Annotated in this window: 20 protein-coding genes and 2 pseudogenes; 8 read left to right on the forward strand and 14 right to left on the reverse strand. The window is 72.6% G+C overall.

Annotated elements, in window-relative coordinates; translation table 11 throughout:
- Positions 1 to 179: 179 nt before the first annotated feature.
- The 3 genes from treY to glgX form a co-directional block, all read right to left on the reverse strand.
- Complete coding sequence (gene treY / locus BIV25_RS18925) at positions 180 to 2,546, reverse strand: malto-oligosyltrehalose synthase (protein WP_177235327.1); 2,367 nt, start codon at positions 2,544 to 2,546, stop codon at positions 180 to 182.
- Between the two features lie 158 nt (positions 2,547 to 2,704).
- Positions 2,705 to 3,652: a hypothetical protein gene (locus tag BIV25_RS54380; protein ID WP_071373524.1), complete on the reverse strand. Its 948-nt coding sequence runs from the start codon at positions 3,650 to 3,652 to the stop codon at positions 2,705 to 2,707.
- A gap of 366 nt (positions 3,653 to 4,018) precedes the next feature.
- Complete coding sequence (gene glgX / locus BIV25_RS18940; RefSeq protein ID WP_071373526.1) at positions 4,019 to 6,184, reverse strand: glycogen debranching protein GlgX; 2,166 nt, start codon at positions 6,182 to 6,184, stop codon at positions 4,019 to 4,021.
- A gap of 365 nt (positions 6,185 to 6,549) precedes the next feature.
- Here glgX and BIV25_RS18945 point away from each other — a divergent pair, with 365 nt between their 5' ends.
- On the forward strand, positions 6,550 to 7,788 hold the full coding sequence (locus tag BIV25_RS18945; RefSeq protein ID WP_079176721.1) for an SAV2148 family HEPN domain-containing protein: 1,239 nt from the start codon (positions 6,550 to 6,552) through the stop codon (positions 7,786 to 7,788).
- 101 nt (positions 7,789 to 7,889) lie between these two features.
- Positions 7,890 to 8,615 (forward strand): 3'-5' exonuclease, encoded by a 726-nt coding sequence (locus BIV25_RS18950; protein WP_071373528.1) that lies wholly within the window; start codon positions 7,890 to 7,892, stop codon positions 8,613 to 8,615.
- 40 nt (positions 8,616 to 8,655) lie between these two features.
- Here the strand turns inward: BIV25_RS18950 and BIV25_RS18955 are convergent, their stop codons facing one another.
- Positions 8,656 to 9,519: a phosphotransferase enzyme family protein gene (locus tag BIV25_RS18955; protein ID WP_071373529.1), complete on the reverse strand. Its 864-nt coding sequence runs from the start codon at positions 9,517 to 9,519 to the stop codon at positions 8,656 to 8,658.
- 352 nt (positions 9,520 to 9,871) lie between these two features.
- Between BIV25_RS18955 and BIV25_RS52855 the strand changes: the two are divergent.
- From BIV25_RS52855 to BIV25_RS18980, 6 genes and pseudogenes are all read left to right on the forward strand, one after another.
- Positions 9,872 to 10,441, forward strand: a pseudogene (locus BIV25_RS52855) (ABC transporter substrate-binding protein); the annotation flags it as partial.
- 77 nt (positions 10,442 to 10,518) lie between these two features.
- Positions 10,519 to 11,761: pseudogene (gene mgt / locus BIV25_RS47120) on the forward strand (macrolide-inactivating glycosyltransferase).
- Between the two features lie 219 nt (positions 11,762 to 11,980).
- Positions 11,981 to 12,532 (forward strand): DUF1697 domain-containing protein, encoded by a 552-nt coding sequence (locus tag BIV25_RS18965; RefSeq protein ID WP_071373530.1) that lies wholly within the window; start codon positions 11,981 to 11,983, stop codon positions 12,530 to 12,532.
- A gap of 33 nt (positions 12,533 to 12,565) precedes the next feature.
- The gene (locus BIV25_RS18970; protein ID WP_071373531.1) at positions 12,566 to 13,576 is read left to right on the forward strand and encodes a ketopantoate reductase family protein; all 1,011 of its coding nucleotides are present in this window, start codon (positions 12,566 to 12,568) and stop codon (positions 13,574 to 13,576) included.
- A gap of 78 nt (positions 13,577 to 13,654) precedes the next feature.
- The gene (locus tag BIV25_RS18975; RefSeq protein WP_071373532.1) at positions 13,655 to 14,335 is read left to right on the forward strand and encodes a DsbA family protein; all 681 of its coding nucleotides are present in this window, start codon (positions 13,655 to 13,657) and stop codon (positions 14,333 to 14,335) included.
- Between the two features lie 525 nt (positions 14,336 to 14,860).
- On the forward strand, positions 14,861 to 15,160 hold the full coding sequence (locus BIV25_RS18980) for a hypothetical protein (RefSeq protein ID WP_071373533.1): 300 nt from the start codon (positions 14,861 to 14,863) through the stop codon (positions 15,158 to 15,160).
- A gap of 57 nt (positions 15,161 to 15,217) precedes the next feature.
- On the opposite strand, the gene BIV25_RS18985 is transcribed toward BIV25_RS18980, so the two are convergent.
- From BIV25_RS18985 to BIV25_RS19030, 10 genes are all read right to left on the reverse strand, one after another.
- The gene (locus tag BIV25_RS18985; RefSeq protein WP_071373534.1) at positions 15,218 to 15,955 is read right to left on the reverse strand and encodes a sirohydrochlorin chelatase; all 738 of its coding nucleotides are present in this window, start codon (positions 15,953 to 15,955) and stop codon (positions 15,218 to 15,220) included.
- Between the two features lies 1 nt (position 15,956).
- On the reverse strand, positions 15,957 to 16,850 hold the full coding sequence (locus tag BIV25_RS18990; protein ID WP_071373535.1) for an ABC transporter permease: 894 nt from the start codon (positions 16,848 to 16,850) through the stop codon (positions 15,957 to 15,959).
- On the reverse strand, positions 16,837 to 17,616 hold the full coding sequence (locus BIV25_RS18995; RefSeq protein WP_071373536.1) for an ABC transporter ATP-binding protein: 780 nt from the start codon (positions 17,614 to 17,616) through the stop codon (positions 16,837 to 16,839). The genes BIV25_RS18990 and BIV25_RS18995 overlap by 14 nt, the downstream gene beginning before the upstream one ends.
- Before the next feature lie 35 nt (positions 17,617 to 17,651).
- The gene (locus tag BIV25_RS19000; protein WP_071373537.1) at positions 17,652 to 18,755 is read right to left on the reverse strand and encodes an ABC transporter substrate-binding protein; all 1,104 of its coding nucleotides are present in this window, start codon (positions 18,753 to 18,755) and stop codon (positions 17,652 to 17,654) included.
- Positions 18,756 to 18,978: 223 nt separating this feature from the next.
- Positions 18,979 to 20,313 (reverse strand): sulfate adenylyltransferase subunit 1, encoded by a 1,335-nt coding sequence (locus BIV25_RS19005; RefSeq protein ID WP_071373538.1) that lies wholly within the window; start codon positions 20,311 to 20,313, stop codon positions 18,979 to 18,981.
- A 2-nt stretch (positions 20,314 to 20,315) separates the two neighbouring features.
- Entirely contained in the window at positions 20,316 to 21,251 is a 936-nt protein-coding gene (gene cysD, locus BIV25_RS19010) for a sulfate adenylyltransferase subunit CysD (protein WP_071373539.1), read from the reverse strand.
- Between the two features lie 118 nt (positions 21,252 to 21,369).
- Positions 21,370 to 21,945, reverse strand: coding sequence for an adenylyl-sulfate kinase (cysC, locus tag BIV25_RS19015; protein ID WP_079176724.1), 576 nt, complete (start codon positions 21,943 to 21,945; stop codon positions 21,370 to 21,372).
- The gene (locus tag BIV25_RS19020) at positions 21,942 to 22,661 is read right to left on the reverse strand and encodes a phosphoadenylyl-sulfate reductase (RefSeq protein ID WP_071373540.1); all 720 of its coding nucleotides are present in this window, start codon (positions 22,659 to 22,661) and stop codon (positions 21,942 to 21,944) included. Before BIV25_RS19020 ends, cysC begins: the two co-directional genes overlap by 4 nt.
- Positions 22,658 to 22,840, reverse strand: coding sequence for a hypothetical protein (locus BIV25_RS19025; protein ID WP_071373541.1), 183 nt, complete (start codon positions 22,838 to 22,840; stop codon positions 22,658 to 22,660). The genes BIV25_RS19020 and BIV25_RS19025 overlap by 4 nt, the downstream gene beginning before the upstream one ends.
- Positions 22,837 to 24,537: a nitrite/sulfite reductase gene (locus BIV25_RS19030; RefSeq protein WP_071373542.1), complete on the reverse strand. Its 1,701-nt coding sequence runs from the start codon at positions 24,535 to 24,537 to the stop codon at positions 22,837 to 22,839. Before BIV25_RS19030 ends, BIV25_RS19025 begins: the two co-directional genes overlap by 4 nt.
- Positions 24,538 to 24,651 lie beyond the last annotated feature (114 nt).

Raw genomic sequence — 24,651 nt, forward strand, 5'->3', positions numbered from 1 at the left:
GCCCGGCTTCGCCCTCCCAGTCCCGCACGGGATGGGTGGACTGTCAAGCATGCGGCGGGGGAGGCTCCCGGGGGCGCCCGGACGCAGTTCCCGGGACGCGGTGCGAGCGCTGTGCGCCGTGGGCTCACTGCTGGTGCAGGCCGCGTCCCGCGAGCGCCAGGAACCCGCAAAGGCCCCTCTCAGTCCTGTGCGACGCGCTCCAGGAGTGCCACCGGGCGCCGGTCGAAGAGGTCGGCCACGCGCGTGTGGCCGGTGAACTCCCGGCCCGCGGCGAGCACGTCCGACCACCGCCCGGGCGGCAGCGCCAGCCGTGTCTCCCGCCAGCCGCCCGCCTCCGCGAGGCGCAGCGACAGCCGGGTCACCGCCGTGACCACCTCCCCGGAGCGGGCGAAGGCCACGCAGTGGGCGGCCGCCGGGCCCTCGGCCGTCAGCGGGGCGTACGCCGCCCTCGTACCGAAGGCGTCGGGGCGCCGGGCGCGCAGCCGGAGCGCCGCCGCCGTCAGCGCGTCCTTCTCGCCGGGTGCCTCGGGTGGGAAGGACACCGGACGCCGGTTGTCCGGGTCCACCAGCGCCCGGTACTCGCCCTCGGTGCCCTGGTACACGTCCGGCACCCCCGGCATCGTCAGCTGGACCAGGGCGGTGCCGAGCACGTTGGCCCGGACGTGCGGCTCCAGCATCGTGCGGAACGCGGCCACCTGCTCGCCGGGGGGCCCGCACGGACCGGCCGCGACGAAGGCGGCCACCGCCTCCTCGTACGGCGGCTCCTGCTCCGTCCAGCTGGTGTAGAGGCCCGCCTCGCGCACGTGCTTCAGCAGCGCCTCCTGGACCCGCTCCGCCGCCGCGGGCCCCAGCCCGAACACCGTCTGCCAGGCCGCCCAGGCCAGTTGCCCGTCCGGCACCCCCTCCTCCGGCAGCGTCACCTCGGCGATCAACTCGGCCCACCGCGCGGGGCATTCGGTCAGCACGGCCAGCGCCGCGCGGACATCGGCGCTGCGCTTGGTGTCGTGTGTGGTGACCACCGTGCCGGTGGCCGGCCAGTCGCGCTGCACGCGCGCGCAGTACGCGTGGAACTCCTCCGGGCAGACCCCGGGCCGGCCGGGATCGCCGCCCACCTCGGTCGCCGACAGCAGCGGCACGTAGCGGTAGAACGCCGTGTCCTCGACCGACTTGGCCCGCAGCGCCGACGCGGTCTGCGCGAACCGGGTGCGCAGCTCGGCCCGGCCCGCGCGGTCCCCCGCCGGTGCCTCGGACGGTTCGGTCAGCAGCCGTCGTACGACGTCCACCGCCCCGGCCTCCTCGGGGACGGCGAAGGCACGCCGGGCCTCCTCGGCGGCCTCCTCGGTCACGACGGCGGCCGCGTCGGCCGAGGTGTAGGGCCGGTACACCCGCATCCGGACCAGCAGTTCCACCAGGGCCGTACGCAGCGCCCAGGGCGCCCGGTCGCGCAGTGCGAGATCCGGCGAGGCCGCGCAGAGCCGGGCGGCCACCCGGGTGAGCCGGTCCGTCTCGGCGGCCAGCTCGTGCGTGAGCACCTGGTAGGCGGCCCGGCGCACGGTGGCCGCCCAGTCCCCGCCCCGATCGGTCTGCGGGGCCGCGAACCGCCGGTACGCCGTACGGAGTCCGTCCGCCCCGGCCCGGTCCGTGAACAGGCCGTCGACCCGGCGCAGGGCGTCGTACCCGGTGGTGCCCGCGACGGGCCAGGACGGCGGCAGGGCTTCGCCGTCGGCGAGGATCTTCTCCACCACCGTCCAGCGCCCGCCGCTCGCCGCGTGGAGCCGCGCGAGATATCCGCCGGGGTCGGCGAGCCCGTCGGGGTGGTCGACGCGCAGCCCGTCGAGAACGCCCTCGCGCAGCAGTTGGAGGATCTTGGCGTGGGTGGCGTCGAACACCTCCGGGTCCTCCACCCGCACCCCGATCAGTTCCGAGATGCTGAAGAAGCGCCGGTAGTTCAGCTCGGTGCGGGCCAGCCGCCACCACACGGGGCGGTACCACTGGGCGTCCAGCAGCTCCGCCGGCGGCAGGCCCTCGGTGCCCGGGCGGAGCGGGAAGGCGTGGTCGTGGTGGCGCAGTACGCCGCCGTCGACCACGAGACGCCCGTGTTCCGTGCCGACGGGGCCGCCGAGCACCGGCAGCAGCAGCCGGCCGTGCCCGGCCTCCCAGTCGATGTCGAACCACCGCGCGTACGGCGAGGCAGGCCCCTCGCGCAGTACCTCCCACAGGGCGTGGTTGTGCCGGGGCGCCATCGCCATGTGGTTGGGCACGATGTCCGCGACCAGACCCATACCGTGCTCCCGCGCGGTCCGCGCCAGCGCCCGCAGGCCCTCCTCGCCGCCCAGTTCCTCGCGCACCCGCGCGTGGTCCACCACGTCGTAGCCGTGCGTGGAGCCGGGCACGGCCTCCAGGACGGGGGACAGATGCAGATGCGAGACCCCGAGCGACGCCAGGTACGGTACGGCCGTCGCCGCGGCAGCGAACGGGAACGCGGGCTGCAGCTGGAGCCGGTAGGTGGCCGTGGGCACGCGTGGTCCGGGTCGCACAGGGGTCATGGAAACCTACGTACCCAGACCGCCCGGTTTCGTGTCATCGGTCCCTGCACGCACGCATGCGCGCGTGCCTGGCTTCGGCGGATGGGGACAACGCCTCGCCCGACGGGGGAGCCGGGGACGGGGAAGCCGGACCGGCCCCGCACGCGCGACACGTACCGTCAGGTGATCGGCCTGACGGGACCGCTGCTGCCGTGCGTGTCGTTCCTGGGCCGGCTGCCGACGGCCACCATCCGGTTCGGCAGCGTGCTGCTCGTCGCCCGGACGAGCAGTTCCCTGTCCGCCGCGGGGCTGGCCGCGGGGCGCTCGCCCTCGGCCAGGTGGTCTGCGGCCCGGTGGTGGGGCGGCTCGCGGACCGGCACGGGCAGCGCAGGGTCGTGCTCGCGTTCTCGCTCGCCAACGCGCTCGTGGTGGCCTCCCCGGTCGCCGACGCCCTCGCGGGCCTTCCCTCGGCCGTCCTGGCGCTTCTGGGGGCCGCTGCGGGTGGCACCGTGCCGCTCGTGGGTCCGCCGGCCCGCGCCCGGCTGGTCGCTCTCGCCCGCCGCGCCGGATCCCCCGAGGCCACGGTCGGTGCCGCGCTGTCCTTCGGGAGCACGCTCGACGAGCAGTCCTTCGTCCTCGGCCCGGCCCTGGTCGGGCCCGCCTCCGTGCTCGCCCGTCCGGCGTACGCGATGGGCGGCGCGGCGGTCCTGGTGGCCACGTGCGGCACCGCCTTCGCCCTGCACCCGACCGCCACCCCCGAAGACCGCGGCCCGGCACACGGGCATGACACCGATCCGGCGAAGTCCCCCGCCCGCGCCCCCGCGCGTGCCGCCCTTCCGGCCGCGCCCGCCCGCATGCCCGGCTGCGTGCACGCACCGCGCGCGGCTCTCGCCCTCCGGCGGGCCATGCTCGGTGCATGTCAGTCCGGGATCACCGCGCTCACCGCCCGGCTCGGTCAGGAGGACCAGGCGGGGCTCGTGTACGCCGCCATGGGGGGTGACGAGCGCCGGGGCCGGGCTCGCCATGGCCGCCGTACCCGCCCGCTTCGGGCCGCCGCCGCACTGGCGGCTGGCCACGGCGGCCGCGCGCGTCCTGTCGCTGTCGCTGCCGCTCTCGCTGCGGCGCACGCGCAGCCTGCCTGGTCTCTACGCCGTGGTCGCCGTGCTCGGCATCGCCTACGCGCCGCATCTGATCACGGTGTTCGGGCTCACCGAACGCGCGGTGCCGCCGGCCCGGCTCGCCGAGGCGACGGCGGTCGCCACCGGTGCGCCGGCCGGCGGACAGGCCCTCGCGGTCGCCGTGACCGGCCGCCTCACCGACGCCCGCGGCCCCGGAGCGGCCTTCGAGGTGGCGAGCACGGCGGCCGCGCTCACCCTGGTGATCGCCCTGACGGCCCGCCCCACGACCCACGCCGCAGCGGCCGGACACGCCGCGCACACGCGCGTGGACGACGTACCGGCCCGCGCGCTCCTGAGCCCCGCCCGCCCCCGAGGTCAGGCCGGTCGCTGCAGCACCGTCAGGCTGCGGTCCGGCAGGGTGAGCAGGTCGCCCGCCCCGACCTTCGCGCCGCCGCCCGGCGGCACCCCCTCCGGGCGGGCCGTGTCGACCACCACCTGCCACTGCCGGCCGTGGTCGACCGGCACCAGGAACTCCAGCGACTCGGGCGAGGCGTTGAACATCAGCAGGAACGAGTCGTCGGTGACGCGCTCCCCGCGCGGGCCGGGCTCGGAGATGGCGTTGCCGTTGAGGAACACCGTCAGCGCGGACGCCCGCGCCGAGTCCCAGTCCCGCTGCGTCATCTCGGCGCCCTCCGGGGTGAACCAGGCGATGTCGGAGAGCGCGTCGTGCGTGCCCTCCACCGGCCGCCCGTGGAAGAAGCGCCGCCGCCGCAGCACCGGGTGGTCCCGCCGCAGCCACACCATCGCGCGCGTGAACTCCAGCAGCCCCCCGGCCTCGTCCTCGGCACCGGCCTCGGCACCGGCCTCGCCCTCGGCACCCGCCTCCGCGCCGCTGTCGGGCCAGTGCACCCAGGCCAGCTCGTTGTCCTGGCAGTAGGCGTTGTTGTTGCCCTGCTGGGTGCGCGCGAACTCGTCGCCGTGGCTGATCATCGGCACGCCCTGGGACAGCATCAGCGTGGCGAGGAAGTTCCGCAGCTGCCGCGCGCGCAACGCGCGCACGCCCGCGTCGTCGGTCTCGCCCTCGACCCCGCAGTTCCACGAGCGGTTGTGGCTCTCGCCGTCCCGGTTGTCCTCGCCGTTGGCCCGGTTGTGCTTGTCGTTGTACGAGACGAGGTCGCGCAGCGTGAAACCGTCGTGGCAGGTGACGAAGTTGATCGAGGCCAGCGGGCGGCGGCCGTCGTTCTGGTACAGGTCGGACGACCCGGTCAGCCGGGAGGCGAACTCCGCGAGCGCCCGCGGCTCGCCCCGCCACAGGTCCCGCACCGTGTCGCGGTACTTGCCGTTCCACTCGGCCCACAGCGGCGGGAAGTTGCCCACCTGGTAGCCGCCCTCGCCCACGTCCCACGGCTCGGCGATCAGCTTCACCTGGGAGACCACCGGGTCCTGCTGCACCAGGTCGAAGAACGACGACAGCCGGTCCACCTCGTGGAACTGCCGGGCGAGCGTCGCCGCGAGGTCGAAGCGGAAGCCGTCGACGTGCATCTCCAGGACCCAGTAGCGCAGCGAGTCCATGATCAGCTGGAGCACGTGCGGGGACCGCATGAGCAGCGAGTTCCCGGTGCCGGTGGTGTCGGTGTAGTAGCGCGGATCCTCGGCGAGCCGGTAGTACGACGGGTTGTCGATGCCCTTGAACGACAGCGTCGGGCCCAGATGGTTGCCCTCGGCCGTGTGGTTGTAGACCACGTCCAGGATGACCTCGATCCCGGCCTCGTGCAGCGCCCGGACCGCCGACTTGAACTCCAGCACCTGCTGCCCGCGGTCGCCCCAGGAGGCGTACGCGTTGTGCGGGGCGAAGAAGCCGATCGTGTTGTAGCCCCAGTAGTTGCTCAGCCCCAGGTCGGTCAGCCGGTGATCGTTGACGAACTGGTGTACGGGCATCAGCTCCAGAGCCGTCACCCCGAGCCCGGTCAGATGGTCGATGACCGCGGGGTGGGCCAGCGCCGCGTACGTGCCGCGCAGCTCCTCCGGCAGCCCCGGGTGACGCATGGTCAGGCCCTTGACGTGGGCCTCGTAGATGACCGTGTGGTGGTACTCGGTGCGCGGCGGCCGGTCGTCGGCCCAGTCGAAGTACGGATTGATCACGACCGAGGTCATGGTGTGCGGCGCCGAGTCCAGGTCGTTGCGCCGCTCCGGCGCGCCGAAGTGGTAGCCGTACACCTCCTCGCCCCACCGGACCGAGCCGCTGACCGCCTTCGCGTACGGGTCGAGCAGCAGCTTCGCGGAGTTGCAGCGCAGCCCGCGCGCGGGGTCGTACGGGCCGTGCACGCGGAACCCGTAACGCTGTCCCGGCATCACGCCCGGCACGTACGCGTGCCGCACGAACGCGTCGCTCTCGCGCAGTTCCACCGCCGTCTCCGAGCCGTCGTCGTGCAGCAGACACAGCTCTACTCGGTCCGCGGCCTCCGTGAAGACCGCGAAGTTGGTTCCGGCGCCGTCATAGGTGGCGCCGAGCGGATACGCCTGTCCAGGCCAGACCTGCATGCAGACGACTCTGACAGGTGATCCGCCCGCCCGGGGCCGTGACGGCCCCCGAGTCTCCCGAAAGTGACGAAACCTCACCTGTCCCGGAGCGGCCACGAGGCGCGTCGGCGTCCGCCCGGGCGCCGCTCACCAGCACGGACGGTACCCCGGCGGGGCCCGCCCGGCACCCCGGAGACCGTCCCCGCTATGAATCCGCTCACTCCCCGTGACGCAGGGCCGGGGAACGACCGTCGGCACAGGTCGAGTTGAGGAAAACAGTTGGACAACCGACCTGTCCATCCGGCTGCAACCCCGACCGCTCCCGGAGTACCCTTCCTTGATCGTTGGGACGGGGCAGGCCCCGGGGCGCGGAAGGCGGTGCACGGGTGGGCTCGGGAGGGCTGGAGCTGCCCCCTGGTGACGAGGGTCACGAGGGAAACTCCACAGACGTCCCGCCCGGCGCGGTGTCCCTGGCCCGGCCGATGGACGCGGGCTCCATCGGGCCGGAGCTGGACTGGGACGCCGACGCCTGGCGCGAGGTGCGCACCCGCGCCCAGCGGGCCGGCCGGGCCTACATCTGGCTGAACCTCGTCGAACAGCGGCTGCGCGCCGTCGTGGCCGCCGTGCTGCGCCCCATCTACGAGCCCGTCCACGCGGACGACTGGGTGGTCGCCGCGGCCGGACCCGCCGGGCAGGAGTGGGTGCAGCGCGCGGTCGCCGTCCGCGAGGTCAGCCGCCGCAAGGGCTACCTGCTCGATCCGGCCGACGACAACGTGCTCAGCTTCCTGACCCTGCCGCAGCTGCGCGAGCTGATGGTGCAGCACTGGCCGTGCTTCGAGCCGTACTTCGACGAGCGTCGTGACCTCGAACTCGCCCTGGACGAGCTGGAGGTGACCCGCAACGTCGTCTCCCGCAACCGGGCCCTGTCCGAGACGGTGCTCAGCCAGGCCGAGCGGGCCTCGGCCCGGCTCCTGGAGATGCTCGGCGCGGCCGGGGACGTCCCCTCCGCGCGCCGGCTGCCCGTCGACGCGGTCGAGGACCTGGTCGGCGACCGGTACGCCGACGTGGTCGCCGTCCACGCCGACCGGGTCCGGCTCATGCGCCAGTTCCCCGCCGAGGACCTCTTCGCCGGTGCCCGCCGGCTCGACGCCATCGGCATCGGCCTCAACCTGCTGGTGCAGAACTTCTCCGGGCGCCGCCTGATCCGCCTCGCCGAGTCCGGCTGCCGGGTACGGCTGCTGTTCCTCAACCCGGCCTCCAGTGCGGTCAAGCGCCGCGAGCGCGAACTGGGCATGAAGCGGGGCGAGCTGAGCCGCTCGGTCGAGATGAACATCCTGCACATGCGCCGGGTCCGCTCCCGGCTGCGCGACCCCGGGGCCTTCGAGATCCAGGTGTACGACGAGACGCCCCGCTTCACCGCCTACCTGGTGGACGGCGACGGCGCCGACGGCATCGCCGTGGTGCAGTCCTATCTGCGCGGGGCGCGGGGGATGGAGTCGCCGGTGCTCGTGCTGCGCAACGGCAGCAAGCTGGTGAAGTCGGATGATGTCGGCGAAGCCGGACTGTTCCCGACATACCGGGAGGAATTCGAGCTGTCCTGGGTGGATTCGCGCCCTGTGTCCTGAACTGTCCGCCGGAGTAAGCGGAATCCCGTCCTCGGATTGTCAGTGCCGCGTGCGAGGGTGGAGGCCACTGGGGGAAAGCACCACCGAGAAGGGGGGCCGCCATGGGCTGGCACCGTGAGCTGCTGATCGGCTTCGATCTGGAGACGACCGGCACGGATCCGCACGAGGCACGCATCGTCACCGGTGCGGTGATCGAGGTCAGGGCCGGGGAGCCCGTGGGGCGCCGGGAGTGGCTTGCCGACCCCGGCGTGGAGATCCCGGCCGACGCGGTGGCGGTGCACGGCATCAGCACCGCGCACGCGGTGGCCCAGGGCCGGCCCGCCGACCAGGTGGCCGACGCCCTCGCCGCGGCCCTGACCGGGTACTGGCAGGCGGGCGTCCCGGTCGTCGCCTACAACGCGGCCTTCGACCTCACCCTGCTCTCGGCCGAGCTGCGCCGCCACGGCCTGCCGTCCCTCGCCGACCGCCTCGGCGGCACCCCGCCCGCCCCGGTCGTCGACCCCTACACGATCGACCGCTGGGCCGACCGCTACCGCCGCGGCAAGCGGAACCTGGAGGCGGTCTGCGCCGAGTACGGCATAGTCCTCGACCGGGCCCACGACGCCGCGGCCGACGCCCTCGCCGCGGCCCGGCTGGCCGGCGCGATAGCCGACCGCCACCCGAAGATCGCGTCCCTGAGCCCGGCGGACCTGCACGGCCGCCAGATCGAGTGGTACGCGCAGTGGGCGGCGGACTTCCAGGAGTTCCTGCGCCGCAAGGGGGACACGGAGGCGGTGGTGGACGGGACATGGCCGCTGCGGGAGCCGGCCGGGAGCCGGCTCGTGTAGCGGCCGGTCCGCACCGCGTCGCGGTCACCTCGCGGCATGCTCAGAACGGATACCAGCGCACCGCCCCGTCCCCGTCCCGCAGCGACGACACCCGCCTGCGGAACTCGGCCAGCGCCTTCGGGTTGCTCGGGGCGTGCTGGGCCACCCAGGCGCAGCTCGCCGTCTCCCGGGCGCCGCGCAGGACCGCGCAGCCCGCCCACTCCCGTACGTCCCAGCCGTACGCCGCGGTGAAGGAGTCGTACGCCTCGGCGGGCAGCCCGTACCGGTCGCGGGAGAGGACCATCACCACCAGATCGTGCTCGCGCAGGTCGGCGGAGAAGGTCTCCAGGTCGACCAGGACCGGCCCGTCGGGCCCGATGTGCACATTGCGGGGGAGTGCGTCGCCATGGATGGGGCCCGGCGGCAGATGAGGCGTCAGCGCGGCCGCGGCCGCCGCGAAACCGTCCCGGCGCGCACGCAGGTAGGCCGCGTCCTCGGGGTCGATCGCGTCCCCCGCGAGCCGCAGCCAGCGCTCGACACCGCCCAGCAGCTCGCGCGGCGGCAGGGCGAAGGAAGGAGAGGGAAGTGCGTGCACGATCCGCAGCAGCTGCGCCAGATCACGCGGCTCGGCGGGCCGTGCCGGCTCCGGCAGCCGGTGCCACACGGTCACCGGATGACCCTCGGTCAGCCGCGGCTCCGGCTCGGCCGCCCGTACCGCCGGCACGCCCGACTCGGCCAGCCAGCCGGCGATGTCCAGCTCGCGCCGGGCCCGCTCCAGCAGCTCGGCGTCCCGGCCCACCTTCACCACCAGGTCGCCGGCGGCGAACACCGCGTTCTCCCCGAGAGCGAGCAGCCGTGCGTCCCCGGCCGGTCCCGGCAGCACCCCCGCCGCGGCCAGTACGTCCCGTGCCCGTCCCTCGTCCATCGTGCCTCCGTGCGGTCGGATCTCCCCGGTCAGTCTCGCATTCGCACAGGTCGGGTGGTGTGCCGGGCCGGGTGAGCGGTCCCGTGACGCGACCTGAGGCGCTCACGACGATGAGCACGTCGACCCAGGCAGGCGAAGGGACGATTCCATGACATCAGTGGCCGAAGGGTTACAGCCGGGCCGTCGCCGTGCCGCCGATCACGGCACCTGGTTCCTCGTCCTGCCCGCCCTGATCCGGCCTCGGCCCGCCGGTCGCCGCCGCGTTCCTCGCCACGCCGCCCTCCTTCGCCGTCTTCGCCCTGGTCCAGCGGCGGATCACGGCCGGTCCGCTCGCAGCGGCGGTGAAGAGCTGATGAGGCCGCCGACGAGGCCCCGGACGCTCACCGCACTGGTCGCCGTCCTGCTGCTGCTCGCCGGCTGCTCCTCGGCCGGACGGCACGCCGGTGGCCCGGTCACCCTGCGCTTTCTGTCGCTCGCCCGGCAGCAGGAGTCCGCCGCCTCCGACAAGTCCCCGGTGAAGGAGTGGAACGCCACCCATCCGGGCCTCACGGTCGAGTGCGTCCAGGGAAGCTGGGACAGCGTGCACGGCCAGCTGCTCACCTCCTTCGAGGGCGGCGAGGCCCCGGACATCATCCACGACGCCTCCGCCGACCTCGCCGACTTCGCCCACGGCGGCTACCTCGGCGGCCTGTTGCCGGCCCGCCTCAACGCCGATGTCCCGCCCGGCAGTTGGGACGCCGTCACTTTCGGGCACGGCGTCCACGGCGTGCCCTTCCTCCGGGAACCCCGGGCGCTGATCGCCGACGCCACCCTGCTCGCCCACGCAAAGGTGCGTGTGCCCACCCCCGGACACTCCTGGAGCTGGGCGGAGTTCCGGCAGGCCGCGAAAAGGCTGAGCGGGCCCGGGAGATACGGCGTGGCCCGGCCGCTGGATGAGCCCGTCTCCGCCACGCTCGACCTCTCCCTGCCGGCGGGCGGACAGGGGGCCGGGAAAAGCGTTTGGACGAGACGTCTCGTCTCGCCTAACCTCGGACCCATGACCAGTTCCGCACACATCGCCATGTTCTCCATCGCCCAGCACGGCCACGTGAACCCCAGCCTGGAGGTGATCCGGGAGCTCGTCGCCCGGGGCCACCGGGTCACGTACGCCATCCCGCCGGTGTTCGCCGACAAGGTGGCCGAGACCGGGGCCCGGCCCGTGCCGTACACCTCCACGCTGCCCGCGCCCGGCGCGGACCCGTCGGCCTGGGGGACCACGCTCCTGGACAACGTGGAGCCGTTCCTCGCGGACGCCGTCCAGGCGCTTCCCCAGCTCATCGAGGCCTACGCCGGCGATGAGCCCGACCTCGTGCTCCATGACATCGCCTCCTATCCGGCCCGCGTCCTTGCCCACCGCTGGGGCGTCCCGGCGATCTCCCTCTCGCCGAACCTCGTCGCCTGGGAGGGGTACGAGAAGGAGGTCGCCGAGCCGATGTGGGCGGAGCCGAGGAAGACGGCGCGCGGGCAGGCGTACTACGCCCGGTTCGAGGCCTGGCTGAAGGAGAACGGGATCGCCCGGCACCCGGACCCGTTCGCCGGCCGCCCGGACCGCTCGATCGTGCTGATCCCGAAGGCCCTCCAGCCCAACGCCGACCGGGTCGACGAGCGGGTCCACACCTTCGTCGGCGCCTGCCAGGGCGACCGCTCCGACCAGGGCGACTGGCAGCGGCCGGCCGGCGTGGACAAGGTCGCGCTGGTGTCCCTGGGCTCGGCCTTCACCAAGCAGCCCGGGTTCTACCGCGAGTGCGTCCACGCGTTCGGGGACCTGCCCGGCTGGCACCTGGTGCTCCAGGTGGGTCGCCATGTCTCCGCCGTCGACCTGGGCGACGTACCGGCCAATGTCGAAGTCCGCGACTGGGTGCCGCAGTTGGCGATCCTGAAGCAGGCCGACCTGTTCGTCACGCACGCGGGCGCCGGCGGCAGCCAGGAGGGCCTCGCCACGGCCACCCCGATGATCGCCGTACCGCAGGCCGTCGACCAGTTCGGCAACGCCGACATGCTGGTGGCCCTCGGCGTCGCCCGGCGGCTGGACACCGAGGAGGCCACCGCCGACCGGCTGCGCGAGACCGCCCTCGCCCTGGTGGCCGACCCGGAGGTGGCCCGCCGCCTGAAGGCGGTCCAGGCCGAGACGGCCCAGGAGGGCGGCACCCGCCGGGCGGCCGACCTCATCGAGGCGGAACTGCCCCGCCGCGCCGGTGCCTAGGAAGAGGTGAGGCGGGGCCGCGGAGCGGAACGAAGGATGTCCGTTCCGTCGTCACCGCACGGATTTGTGATTACAGAAGCTTGTTGAACAAGTCACAGCTGTGTGGCGAGGTTGCTCCGGCCCCCGCTCATCAGCCAGAGTTTCGCGCAGTGCGCCTCGCGCGGACCCGGCCGTCGTGCCCACCCCCACGGGGCACGACGGCCGCTCTACGCTGGCTGGATGACGACCTACGCGGCGCTGTTGCGCGGTATCAACGTCGGCGGCGCCAAGAAGGTGCCCATGGCCGACCTGCGCGCCCTGCTGACCGGCCTCGGCCACACCGGCGTACGGACCTATCTGCAGAGCGGCCAGGCCGTGTTCGGCGCGGAGCGCAGCGACGAGGAGTCGCTGGCGGCGCAGCTGAGCCGGGCGATCGAGGGGCGCTTCGGCTTCCCCGTCGACGTGCTCGTGCGTGAGCACGCCTATCTGAAATCCGTCGCCGAGGCCTGCCCGTTCCCGGCCGCAGACCTCGCGCCGAAGCAACTGCACGTCACGTACTTCTCCGCGCCCGTCACCGCGGAGCGCTACGCCGAGATCGACCGAACCGCCCATCTCCCCGAGGAGTTCCGGCTCGGCGACCGCTGCCTGTACCTGTACGCTCCGGACGGCCTGGGCCGCTCCAAGCTCGCCGAGGCGCTCGCCCGCACCCGCCTGACCAAGGGGCTGATCGCCACCAGCCGGAACTGGAACACCGTACGGAAACTGGTGGAGTTGACGGCACCCCCGGCCTGACGCGGTTGGCCGCGCGTGTGCGAGGCTCGCCCCATGCGCTACGTGGTCATCGGGGCGGGAGCGGTCGGCGGAAGCGTCGGCGGGCGGCTCGCCCAGGCCGGGCGCGAGGTCGTCCTCGTGGCCCGCGGCAGACACCTCGACGAGCTCGCCGGACACGGGCTGCGCCTGCTCGTCCCGGAAGGCGAGTCGAGGCACCGGCTGCCCGTCGTCGACGGGCCCGGCCCGCTCGGCGAGCTGCGCGCCGACGACGTACTCCTCCTCGCGGTGAAGACGCAGGACACCGTCACCGCGCTGGAGACCTGGGCCGACGTGCCCGTCGCGGGCGGCGGCACAGCGGCGCAGAGACTGCCGCTCGTGTCCCTCCAGAACGGCGTGGAGAGCGGACGGCTCGCACTGCGCCGTTTCCGGCACGTGTACGGCGTCTGCGTCTGGCTGCCTTCGGCCTTCGTGGAACCCGGTGTCGTCTCCGCCGCCGGCAGCCCGCTCACCGGCATCCTGCACTTCGGCCGGCTGCCGCACGGCACCGACGACACCGCCCGCCGTATCGCCGCCGACCTCGCGGACGCCCGCTTCGAGGCACCCGTCGTGCCCGACGTGGCCCGCTGGCAGTACGCGAAGCTGCTCGGGAACCTCGGCAACGCCGTCGAGGCGGTGAGCGGACGCCTCGCCGACGAGGCCGGACAGGCGTTGTACGCGCGCGTGCGCGCCGAGGGCGAGCGGGTGCTCGACGCCGCCGGGATCGCGTATACGAGCGCGGAGGAACAGCACGCGGCACGCGGCGACAAGGTGACCCTGCAGCCACTGGACGGCGCCCCGCGCGGCGGCGGCTCCTCCTGGCAGTCCCTGGCCCGCGGCACCGGCACCATCGAGACGGACTACCTCAACGGCGAGATCGTCCTGCTCGGCCGGCTGCACGGCGTACCCACCCCGCTGAACGAACTGCTCCAGCGTCTCGCGGGCCGCTTCGCCCGCGAGCACCGGGCCGCCGGCTCGATGCCGGTCGCGGAGCTGGTGCGCAGGGCGGACGAGGCGGAGCGGAGATAGGAACAAGCCGATTGGACCATGAAGAGGAGAGGTGAATGGGCCGGGATCGGGCACCAATGGCCGACTAGCGTTGCCGTCATGACGCACAGCGACACCGCCTCCACCCCCGCCCCGACCACCGCCCCCGCCCCGGCCACCGGCGCCGCCGAACCCGCCCGTACCCGCGTCGACTTCTTCTTCGACCCGGCCTGCCCCTTCGCCTGGCTCACCTCCCGCTGGCTGCTGGAGGTCGAGCGACTGCGCCCGCTCGACCTCCGGTTCCGGGCGATGAGCCTGTACCTGCACAACACCGGCAACCAACTCCCGGGCTGGTACCGGGACCTGGTGGACCGTTCGATCGGCCCGGTGCGGGTCGCGGTGGCCGCGGCCGAGCGGCACGGCGAGGAGGTGCTGCGCGATCTCTACACCGCGTTCGGCACCCGGATCCACGAGCGCGGGATCAAGGACTTCGACGAGGTCGTCACCGAGTCGCTGGCCGAACTCGGCCTCCCCGCAGGCCTCGCGGCCGCCGCGCACGACCCGGCGTACGACGACGCCGTGCGCCGCAGCCACGAGGCCGGGGCCGAGCCCGAGACGGGCGGCTACGTCGGCACGCCCACCCTGCACGTCGACGGCACGGTGTGGTTCGGACCGGTGCTGCGCGCCGTACCGCGCGGCGCCGAGGCGGCCGAACTCTTCGACAGCTTCCGGGTGCTGGCCCGCCACCCCGACCTGTTCGAGCTCAAGCGCACCCGCACCGGCTCCCTCCGCTTCGACTGACCCGGACGCCGGGGTGGCCGATAAACGCCGCTGAGGCGCCCGGAGTTCGCCTCGCCTGTGACATGCGGGCCGTGCCCGGCGCAGAACGAGAAGCCACCGGGTCCGACGTCACAGGGGAGCGCCGGACCCGGTGGCCTTCTACCACGTCCGCACCCCGCGGTGGCCCGGCTCCGCGAACCTCGCGACAAAATCATCCGCTTGTCCCTAGGGTCGGGAGAGTGAACGGCCGGAGGCAAGCGGAGTGAGGGGACGCATGAGCGGGGCGCACGGCACCGGCACCGCGGGCAGCGCGGTACCGATCCCGCGCCACGCGCCCGGCCCCGCGCGCGTCACCGGCCCACAGGGCCTGGTCAACGGATACCGATCACCCGGATGGGTGGCGATTTTCGGCCCATTCCGCACCACCGTGACCGCCCGGCCTCCCGCGCGTCCGAGGGGCCCCCGCGACGTCGGTAACGTCAGCGGTCTCTCCCCCTCACCCAAGCTCCCCTCACGGCCCCTGCGGGCCAGAAGCGAGGACAGGACATGACCACCTACGGCTACGGCGGCCGCGGCCGCATGGGCCTCGGCGACGGCACACCGCCGGACCTGGAGACCCTCATGGCCGTCGCGGAGCGGCTCACCGCCGCGCTGCAGGCCGAATACCCGGGTATCGCCGAGTACGGCATGATCATCCAACGTCAGTTCGAGCAGTCCGCGGAGGACGGCCTGCCGCCCAACCTGGGCCGGATCCGCTCCTCGCTGAACGAGATCGCCATCCGGGCGGGCGCCGGCACCGGCAGCCTCACCTTCACCCAGCGACTCCTGGACGCCCTCGGCCTGTGACCCGCCGCGGCGCCGCCGCCACGGGCCGGGTGCCCTCCGCGACGGCGCTCGGTGCGCTCAGGCGCCCAGCGCCGCCAGTGCCGGCCGGCGGGCCGCGTCGTAGCGCTCCAGCAGCACCCGCGCCACCTCCGGCGCGGCACCCAGCACCCGCGCCCGTACGTCCGCCCCGGCCGCGCCCCGCGCGATGCGGTCCGGCAGGAAGCCGGGGGCCAGGACGTACGGCGCGACGGCGACCCGCGCGCAGCCGAGGGCCCGCAGTTCGGCGACGGCGTCCTCGGTGCGCGGCAGGGACGCGGAGGCGAACGCAGGCCGCACGGCGCACCAACCGGTGTGCCGCCACTCCCGCGCGATATCAGCGATCACTGCGATCGCCTCCGGGTCGGAGGACCCCGCCGAGGCCAGCACGACCCCGGTCGAGGACTTGTCGGCGGGCGTCAACCCCGCCTCGTACAGCCGCCGTTCCAGCGCGGACAGCAGCAGCGGCGACGGGCCGAGCACGTCCGCCTGCCGGATCCGCAGCCGCGCCGGGGCATCCCGCAGCACGGCCGGGATGTCGGCCTTCGCATGGAAGGCGCGCGTCAGCAGCAGCGGCAGGGCGACGACGTCCCGTACGCCCTCGGCCGCGAGTGACTCCAACACCCCGTGCACGGAGGGCACGTTGAAGTCCAGGAACCCGGTCTCCACACGCAGCCCCGGCCGCAGCGACCGCACCCGCCCCACCAGGGCGTGCACGGTCGCCGCGTGCCGCGGATCGCGGCTGCCGTGGGCGATGACGAGAAGAACCGGGGCGCGCATCTCAGCCCTTCACCAGCAGACCGCGGCTGCGCAGTACCCACCGCTCCAGCGGGCTGAAGATCAGCAGGTCGATCGCGACGCCGACGAAGAGGATGAGCAGGATGGCCTCGAACACCATGGCCATGTCGCTGGCGTTGCGGCCGTTCTCCAGCAGCTGGCCGAGGCCCACGCCCAGGTCGGGGAAGGACGCGATGATCTCGGCGGCCATCAGTGAGCGCCACGAGAACGCCCAGCCCTGCTTGAGCCCCGCCACGTAGCCGGGCATGGCGGCGGGCAGCGTCACGTGCCAGATGCCCTTGAGACCCGTCGCGCCCAGCGTGCGGCCGGCCCGCAGGAACAGCGGTGGCACCTGGTCGACGCCGGACACCAGACCGTTGGCGATCGAAGGGACCGCGCCGAGCAGGATCACGGCGTACATCATCGAGTTGTTCAGGCCGAGCCAGATCACGGCCGGTGGGACCCATGCCACCGACGGCAGCGACTGCAGACCGGACAGGATCGGGCCGATGGCGGCGCGCACGAACTTCGCCCGGGCGACCAGCAGTCCCAGCGGGGTGCCGATGAGCAGGGCGAGGGCGAAGCCGAGCAGGCCGCGTGAGACGGACGTCCAGATGTAGCCGAGGAGCGTGCCCTGGAGCCAGGCCTCCTTGAACGCGCTGCCGACGGCGGCCGGGGAGGGCAGCTTGGTCGGGTTGTCGACGACCGGGTAGAGCAGTGCCCATGCCGCGAGGACCACCGCGATCGCGACGATCGGCGGGAGGATCTTGTTGAGGAACGTCTGCCGCAGCGGCGGGCGGCCGGTGGTGGTGGTCTCCAGTGCGTCGAGGCCGGCCTCGACGCTCCCGGCGTCCTGGCCCGGCGCGTCCTGCGCCGGTGTCGTCTCAGTGCTGGCCATGACGGCGGATCTCCCCCCGCAGTACGTCGGTGATCTCAAGGGACAGTTCGGCGACGGGGGCGTCCTCGATGCGCCGTGGCTGCGGGATGTCCACGCGCCACTCGCGCGCGATCCGGCCCGGCCGCGAGGACAGCAGCACGACCCGCTGGGCGAGCCGCACCGCCTCGCGCACGTTGTGCGTGACGAACAGCACGGACACGCCCGTCTCCGCCCAGATCCGGGTCAGCTCGTCGTGCAGCACGTCCCGGGTGATGGCGTCCAGCGCCGAGAACGGCTCGTCCATCAGCAGCAGGCTGCTCTCCTGGGCGAGCGCGCGGGCCAGCGCGGCCCGCTGCCGCATGCCGCCCGACAGCTCGTGGACGCGCTTGCCGTGCGCGCCCTTCAGCCGGACCAGGGCGAGCAGCTCCTCGGCCCGCTCGCGCCGCTCCGGCTTGGCAACTCCCCGCAGTTTCAGGGCGAGTTCGATGTTCTTGCCCGCGGTCAGCCACGGGAACAGGGCGTGTTCCTGGAACATCAGGGCGGGGCGCCCGTCCGTCGTGATGGCGCCGGCGGAGGGCCGGTCGAGCCCCGCCACCAGGTTCAGCAGCGTGGACTTGCCGCAGCCCGAGGCCCCCAGGAGGGTGACGAACTCGCCCGGAGCGACATCGAGGCTGATGTCGTCCAGGACGAGCTGCTGCCCGCCCGGAGTCGCGAAGGACTTCGAGACATGGTCGAGGCGTGCGGCGTACTGGGTCGTTTCGGCGGCCTTGGCGAAGGTCGTGGCCATGGTCGTCACCTCCTGGGGACTGGTCGAGACCTGCGTCAGCTCGTGCCGAGGCCGGCGGCGTCGACCGTGCTCGCGCCCTCGGCCTTGAGGACCTTGTTCAGGATCGTGAGGTCGTAGATGCCCTTCAGGTCGGGCTGCTGGAGCAGACCGGCCTGCACCGCGTGCTGTGCCTCGGTGTCGAGGGTGGCGGCCAGCGGGTCGTCGGTGAACCGGATCGACGTCCACGCCGGGTCCAGGACGTTCGCGGGCAGTGCCTTGCCGGAGTCCGCCGCCAGCTGCTTGTTCGCCGCGGCCTTCGCCGCCGCGGGGTTGGCGTTGATCCACTTGTTGGCCTCGACCGAGGCCTTCAGCACCGCCTCGACCGCCTTCGGGTGCTCTTTCAGGAACGACTGCCGCACGATGATGTTCGTGATCACGAACTTCTTGTCCGGCCACAGCGACGACTCGTCCAGCAGGACCTTGCCGCCCTCGGCGACCAGCTTCGACGCGGTCGGCTCCGGCACCCAGGCGCCGTCGATCGAGCCGTTCGCGAAGGCGTCCGGGGTCACCTTGTTGTCGGTGCGCACGACCGACACGTCACCCTTGCCGCTCTGCGCGTCGACCTTCCAGCCCTGCTCCGCGATCCAGTTGAGGAACGCGACGTCCTGCGTGTTGCCCAGCTGCGGGGTGGCGATCTTCTTGCCCCTGACGTCCTTGAGGGACGTGATCTTCTTCGGGTTGACCACCAGCTTCACCCCGCCGGACGCCGAACCGCCGATGATCTTCAGGCTCTTGCCGTCGGACTTGGTGTACCCGTTGATCGCGGGGGAGGGGCCGATCCAGCCGATGTCGATGGACCCGGAGTTCAGCGCCTCGATCTCGGACGGACCGGCGTTGAAGAGCGCGTAGTCCGCCTTGGTGGCCCCCAGTTCCTTCTGGAAGATGCCCTGCTGGCGGGCGACCAGTGCGGTGCCGTGCGTCAGGTTCCCGAAGTAGCCGATCCGGACGGAGCCCAGTCCGTCGATCTTCTTCGCGCCGGCGGCGACCTTGGCGGTGTCGTCGGTCTTGGCCTGGGATCCGTATCCGCAGGCGGCGAGGGTGAGCAGAGGCAGCGTGGCTATCACCGCGAGACTGCGGCGGAAGGCGGTTGTTGCAGGCACGGGAGGTGTTCCTCTCGGAGGCCCGGCGGTCACGGTCTCTCAGGTCGTGGCCGGGAGGTCGGCAGGTCTTCGTCTACGGCGGTGGGGGGTGAGGGCGCGCATGCGGTGCGCGTACGTCAGCGCACACATCGGGCCACCCCGCCCTGCCCGCTGCCGAGGGCGCCGCTGCCGATGCGGCCGCCCTCCTTCGCGAACGTCGAGTAGAAGTCCGGGGAGTTCATGGTCAGAAGTCCCAGCCGTCCTCGTCGGCCCGGTCCTTGACCGGGTCCGGGGCCGCGAACGACTCGCCGACCATGCCCGCCGTCAGCGTGGTGCCGTCGGCCGGGTCGATCAGGATGAAGGAACCGGTGCGGCGCGAGTCGGCGTAGGAGTCGACCGGCAGCGGCTCCGCGGTACGGATCTTCACCCGGCCGATGTCGTTGGCGACGAGCCGGCCCGGGTGCGGGTGCAGGGACAGGTCGTCCAGCGTGAGCCGGGACGGGATGTCCTTCACGATCGCCTTGACCGTGCGGGTGCCGTGCTTGAGCAGCACCCGGTGCCCCACGGTCAGCGGGGCGTCGGCCACATGGCAGACGGTCGCCTCCACGTCCTGGGTGGTGGCGGGCGCGTCCTTGGTCGGCACGATCAGGTCACCGCGCGAGACGTCGACGTCGTCCTGGAGCAGCAGCGTCACCGACTGCGCCGTCCACGCCACGTCGACCGGCTCGCCCAGCAGGTCGATCCCGGAGATCGTCGTGGTCCGGCCGGACGGCAGGATCGTGACCTGCTCGCCGACCCGGAAGGTGCCGGCCGCGATCTGGCCCGCGTAGCCGCGGTAGTCCGGGTGCTCGGCGGTCTGCGGCCGGATCACGTACTGCACGGGCAGCCGCGCGTGGCAGTGCGCCAGGTCATGGCTGACCGGCACGGTCTCCAGGTGCTCCAGGACGGTCGGGCCGCCGTACCAGTCCATGTTCGCGGACGGCTCCACCACGTTGTCTCCGGCGAGCGCCGAGATCGGGATCGCGGTGACCTCGGGGACGCCCAGCTCGGTCGCGTACGCCGTGAACTCCTCGGCGATCGCCGCGAACACCCTCTCCTCGTAGCCGACGAGGTCCATCTTGTTGACCGCGAGGACCACGTGCGGCACCCGCAGCAGCGCGGCGATGGCCGCGTGCCGGCGGGTCTGCTCGACCACGCCGTTGCGGGCGTCGACCAGGACCACCGTCAGCTCGGCCGTGGAGGCACCGGTGACCATGTTCCGGGTGTACTGCACATGGCCGGGGGTGTCGGCGAGGATGAACCGGCGCCGGGGCGTGGCGAAGTAGCGGTACGCCACGTCGATCGTGATGCCCTGCTCCCGCTCGGCGCGCAGACCGTCGGTGAGGAGGGCGAGGTCCGGCGCGTCCTGGCCACGGCTCGCGGAGACGCGCTCGACGGCCTCCAGCTGGTCGGCCAGGACCGACTTGGAGTCGTGCAGCAGCCGCCCGACCAGGGTCGACTTGCCGTCGTCGACGGAGCCGGCGGTGGCGAACCGCAGCAGGGTGGTGGACGGGAGAACCTCGGTCGTCGTCGTGCTCATGGCTAGAAGTACCCCTCGCGCTTGCGGTCTTCCATCGCGGCCTCGGACAGCTTGTCGTCGGCGCGGGTCGCGCCCCGCTCGGTGAGCCGGGAGGCGGCGATCTCGGCGATCACGGCGTCCAGCGTCGTCGCGTCGGAGTCGACGGCGCCCGTGCAGGACATGTCACCGACGGTCCGGTAGCGCACGAGCCGCTTCTCGGCCTTCTCGCCGTCCTTCGGGCCGCCCCACTCACCGGCGGTCAGCCACATGCCGGACCGCGCGAACACCTCGCGCTCGTGCGCGAAGTAGATCTGCGGCAGCTCGATGCCCTCACGGGCGATGTACTGCCACACGTCCAGCTCGGTCCAGTTGGACAGCGGGAACACCCGGACGTGCTCACCCGGCGCGTGCCGGCCGTTGTAAAGATTCCACAGCTCGGGGCGCTGGCGGCGCGGGTCCCACTGGGAGAACTCGTCGCGCAGCGAGAACACCCGCTCCTTGGCGCGGGCCTTCTCCTCGTCCCGGCGTCCGCCGCCGAACACCGCGTCGAACTTCTCGCTCTGGATCTTCTCCGTCAGCGGCAGCGTCTGCAGCGGGTTACGGGTGCCGTCGGGACGTTCCTTCAACACACCCCGGTCGATGTAGTCCTGGACCAAGGCCACATGGAGGCGCAGCCCATGGGCGGCCACCACACGGTCCCGGTACTCAAGGACCTCGGGGAAGTTGTGTCCGGTGTCCACATGCAACAGCGAGAACGGCACCGCGGCCGGCGCGAACGCCTTCAGCGCCAGGTGCAGCATGACGATGGAGTCCTTGCCCCCGGAGAACAGGATCACCGGGTTCTCGAACTCGCCCGCCACCTCGCGGAAGATGTGGACGGCCTCGGACTCCAGGGCGTCCAGGTGGGAGAGGGCGTACGGGCTGCCCGTACCGTCCTTCACCGTGGCGACCGTGGTCATGCTGCGCCCCTTTCGTTCTCCCCCAGACTCCGTCCGGGGGCACCCCCGTCTCCGCCCGCGCGGCGCAGAGGTGCGGCCATCGTCGTCGGCTGCGGCTGAGTGGCCGCGCGCGCGTCGCTCACAGCAGTCCCCTCTCGCTCAGCAGGGCGTACACCGACGCGGCGGACTCCTGCACGGTCTGGTTCTGCGACTCGATCCGCAGATCCGGGGTCTCGGGCTCCTCGTACGGGTCGTCGACCCCGGTGAGCCCGGTCAGTTCGCCCGCGGCCTGCTTGGCGTACAGCCCCTTCACATCGCGGACGCTGCACACGTCGACCGGGGTCGCCACGTGGATCTCCAGGTACGACGTCCCGTTCTCCGTGTGCCGCTTGCGTACCGCTTCCCGGCTGTCCGCGTACGGTGCGATCACCGGCACCAGCGCCGTGACGCCGTTGCGGGCGAGGAGTTCGGCGACGAAGCCGATGCGCTGCACGTTGGTGTGCCGGTCCTCGCGGCTGAAGCCGAGGCCGGCCGAGACGAACTCGCGGATCTCGTCGCCGTCGAGCACCTCGACGCGGTGGCCCTCGCCGCGCAGCCGGCCGGCCAGCTCGTACGCGATGGTGGTCTTGCCGGCGCTCGGCAGACCCGTGAGCCAGACGGTGGCTCCGGTCGTCACGTGGTTCTCCTGGGTCGAGTCGTTCGAGTCGTTCGTCATCCGTGCAGTCCGCACTCGGTCTTGGCGCGGCCCGCCCAGCGGCCGGCTCGCGCGTCCTCGCCCGCGAGGACCCGGCGGGTGCAGGGGGCGCAGCCGATGGAGGCGTAGCCGTCCATCAGCAACGGGTTGGTGAGGACGCCGTGTTCGGCGACGTAGGCGTCCACGTCGTCCTGCGTCCAGCGGGCGATCGGGGAGACCTTGACCTTCTGCCGCTTCTCGTCCCAGCCGACCACCGGGGTGTTCGCCCGGGTCGGGGACTCGTCGCGGCGCAGGCCCGTCGCCCAGGCCCGGTAGCCCTTCAGGCCCTCTTCCAGCGGCTGCACCTTGCGCAGCTTGCAGCACAGGTCGGGGTCGCGGTCGTGCAGCTTCGGCCCGTACTCGGCGTCCTGCTCGGCCACCGTCTGCCTCGGGGTGAGCGTGATGACGTTGACGTCCATCACGGCCTCGACGGCGTCCCGGGTGCCGATCGTCTCCTCGAAGTGGTAGCCGGTGTCCAGGAAGACGACGTCCACGGCGGCCTCGCCCTTCCGTACCCGGGAGGCGAGATGGGTGACCACCGCGTCCTCCATGGACGAGGTGACGCAGAAGCCGGATCCGAAGGTGTCCACCGCCCACTGGAGGATCTCCAGTGCGGAGGCGTCCTCCAGGTCCCGGCCCGCCTGTTCGGCGAGCGCCTTCAACTCGTCATTGGTCCGCTGTTCCTGAGCCGTCGTCATATCCGGTCGTCCCCTCCGTTGTCGGCTCGCTTCAGCCCCCGGGCCAGCAGCCCGAGGAACTTCAGCTGGAATGCGCGGTTGCACGCCCCGCATTCCCAGGCGCCGTGGCCCTCCTCGTGCGGACGCAGGTCCTCGTCACCGCAGTAGGGGCAGTAGAAAGGCGCGGCGCGCTCACTCATGACAGGGCCTCCTCGGAGGCACGGGCGGCCCAGGCGGCGAACCGCTCGCCGTCCGCACGCTCGGCCTGGAAGCGCTTCAGCACCCGCTCGATGTACTCGGGCAGTTCCTCCGCGGTGACCTTCAGGCCGCGCACCTTGCGGCCGAAGCCGGCCTCCAGACCGAGGGCGCCGCCGAGGTGCACCTGGTAGCCCTCGACCTGCTCGCCCCGGTCGTTCAGGACCAGCTGGCCCTTGAGACCGATGTCCGCGACCTGGATGCGGGCGCAGGCGTTCGGGCAGCCGTTGAGGTTGATGGTGAGCGGCTCGTCGAAGTCCGGGAGACGGCGCTCCAGTTCGTCGATCAGGGTCGAGCCGCGCTGCTTGGTCTCGACGATCGCGAGCTTGCAGAACTCGATGCCGGTGCAGGCCATGGTGCCGCGCCGGAAGGACGACGGGCGCGCGGTGAGGTCCAGCGCGTCCAGCCCCTCGACCAGCGACTCGACCTTGTCCTCCTCGACGTCGAGGACGATCATCTTCTGCTCGACCGTGGTGCGGACCCGCCCGGAGCCGTGCGCCTCGGCGAGGTCGGCGATCTTCGTCAGCGTGGCGCCGTCGACCCGGCCGACTCGCGGGGCGAAACCGACGTAGAACCGGCCGTCCTTCTGCCGGTGCACGCCGATGTGGTCGCGCCACTGCTGCGCCGGCTGCTCGGGGGCGGGTCCGTCGATCAGCTTGCGTCCGCCCAGGTACTCGTCCTCCAGCACCTGACGGAACTTCTCCGCGCCCCAGTCCGCGACGAGGAACTTCAGCCGGGCGCGGTTGCGGAGCCGGCGGTAGCCGTAGTCGCGGAAGATCGAGACGACGCCCTCGTGGACGTCCGCGACCTCCTCCAGCGGCACCCAGGCGCCGAGCCGCACGCCCAGCCTGGGGTTGGTGGACAGGCCGCCGCCGACCCACACGTCGAAGCCGGGGCCGTGCTCGGGGTGGCGTACGCCGACGAAGGCCACGTCGTTGATCTCGTGCACGACGTCCATCAGCGGCGAGCCCGAGATGGCGGTCTTGAACTTGCGGGGGAGGTTCGAGTACGCCGGGTTGTTCAGCACCCGGCGCTTCATCTCCTCCAGCGCCGGGGTGGCGTCGATGATCTCGTCCTCGGCGATGCCCGCCACCGGGGAGCCGATCATCACGCGCGGGGTGTCACCGCAGGCGGTCACGGTGGACAGGCCCACGGCCTCCAGCCGCTGCCAGATCTCGGGCACGTCCTCGACCTGGATCCAGTGGTACTGGACGTTCTGCCGGTCGGTGATGTCGGCGGTGCCGCGCGCGAACTCCTGCGAGATCTCGCCGATCACACGCAGCTGCCGCGTGGTGAGGGCGCCGCCGTCGATGCGCACCCGCATCATGAAGTAGCTGTCGTCCAGCTCCTCCGGCTCCAGCACCGCGGTCTTGCCGCCGTCGATCCCGGGCTTGCGCTGGGTGTAGAGGCCCCACCAGCGCATCCGGCCGCGCAGGTCGCTGGGGTCGATCGAGTCGAAACCGCGTTTGGAGTAGATCGTCTCAATGCGTGTCCGCACATTGAGACCGTCGTCGTCCTTCTTCACCTGCTCGTTGCCGTTGAGCGGGGTGAAGTGCCCCGCGGCCCACTGACCCTCACCGCGGTGACGGCTCACCTTGCGGCGGGGCGCGGAGGCGGCGGGGTTCGGTGGGGTGGCGGCCATGGTTCTACGTCCTTCGGGACAGGCGGGAAGGGGGCTCTGACCTGCGCGTGGGCACGCATGCGGGCATGCTCGCGCAGCGTCGCGCGGCAGAGATCAGGTGCGGGGAGGGGCGGC

Source organism: Streptomyces sp. MUSC 14 (assembly GCF_001866675.1).
In the GTDB taxonomy this organism is placed as follows: Bacteria; Actinomycetota; Actinomycetes; order Streptomycetales; family Streptomycetaceae; genus Streptomyces.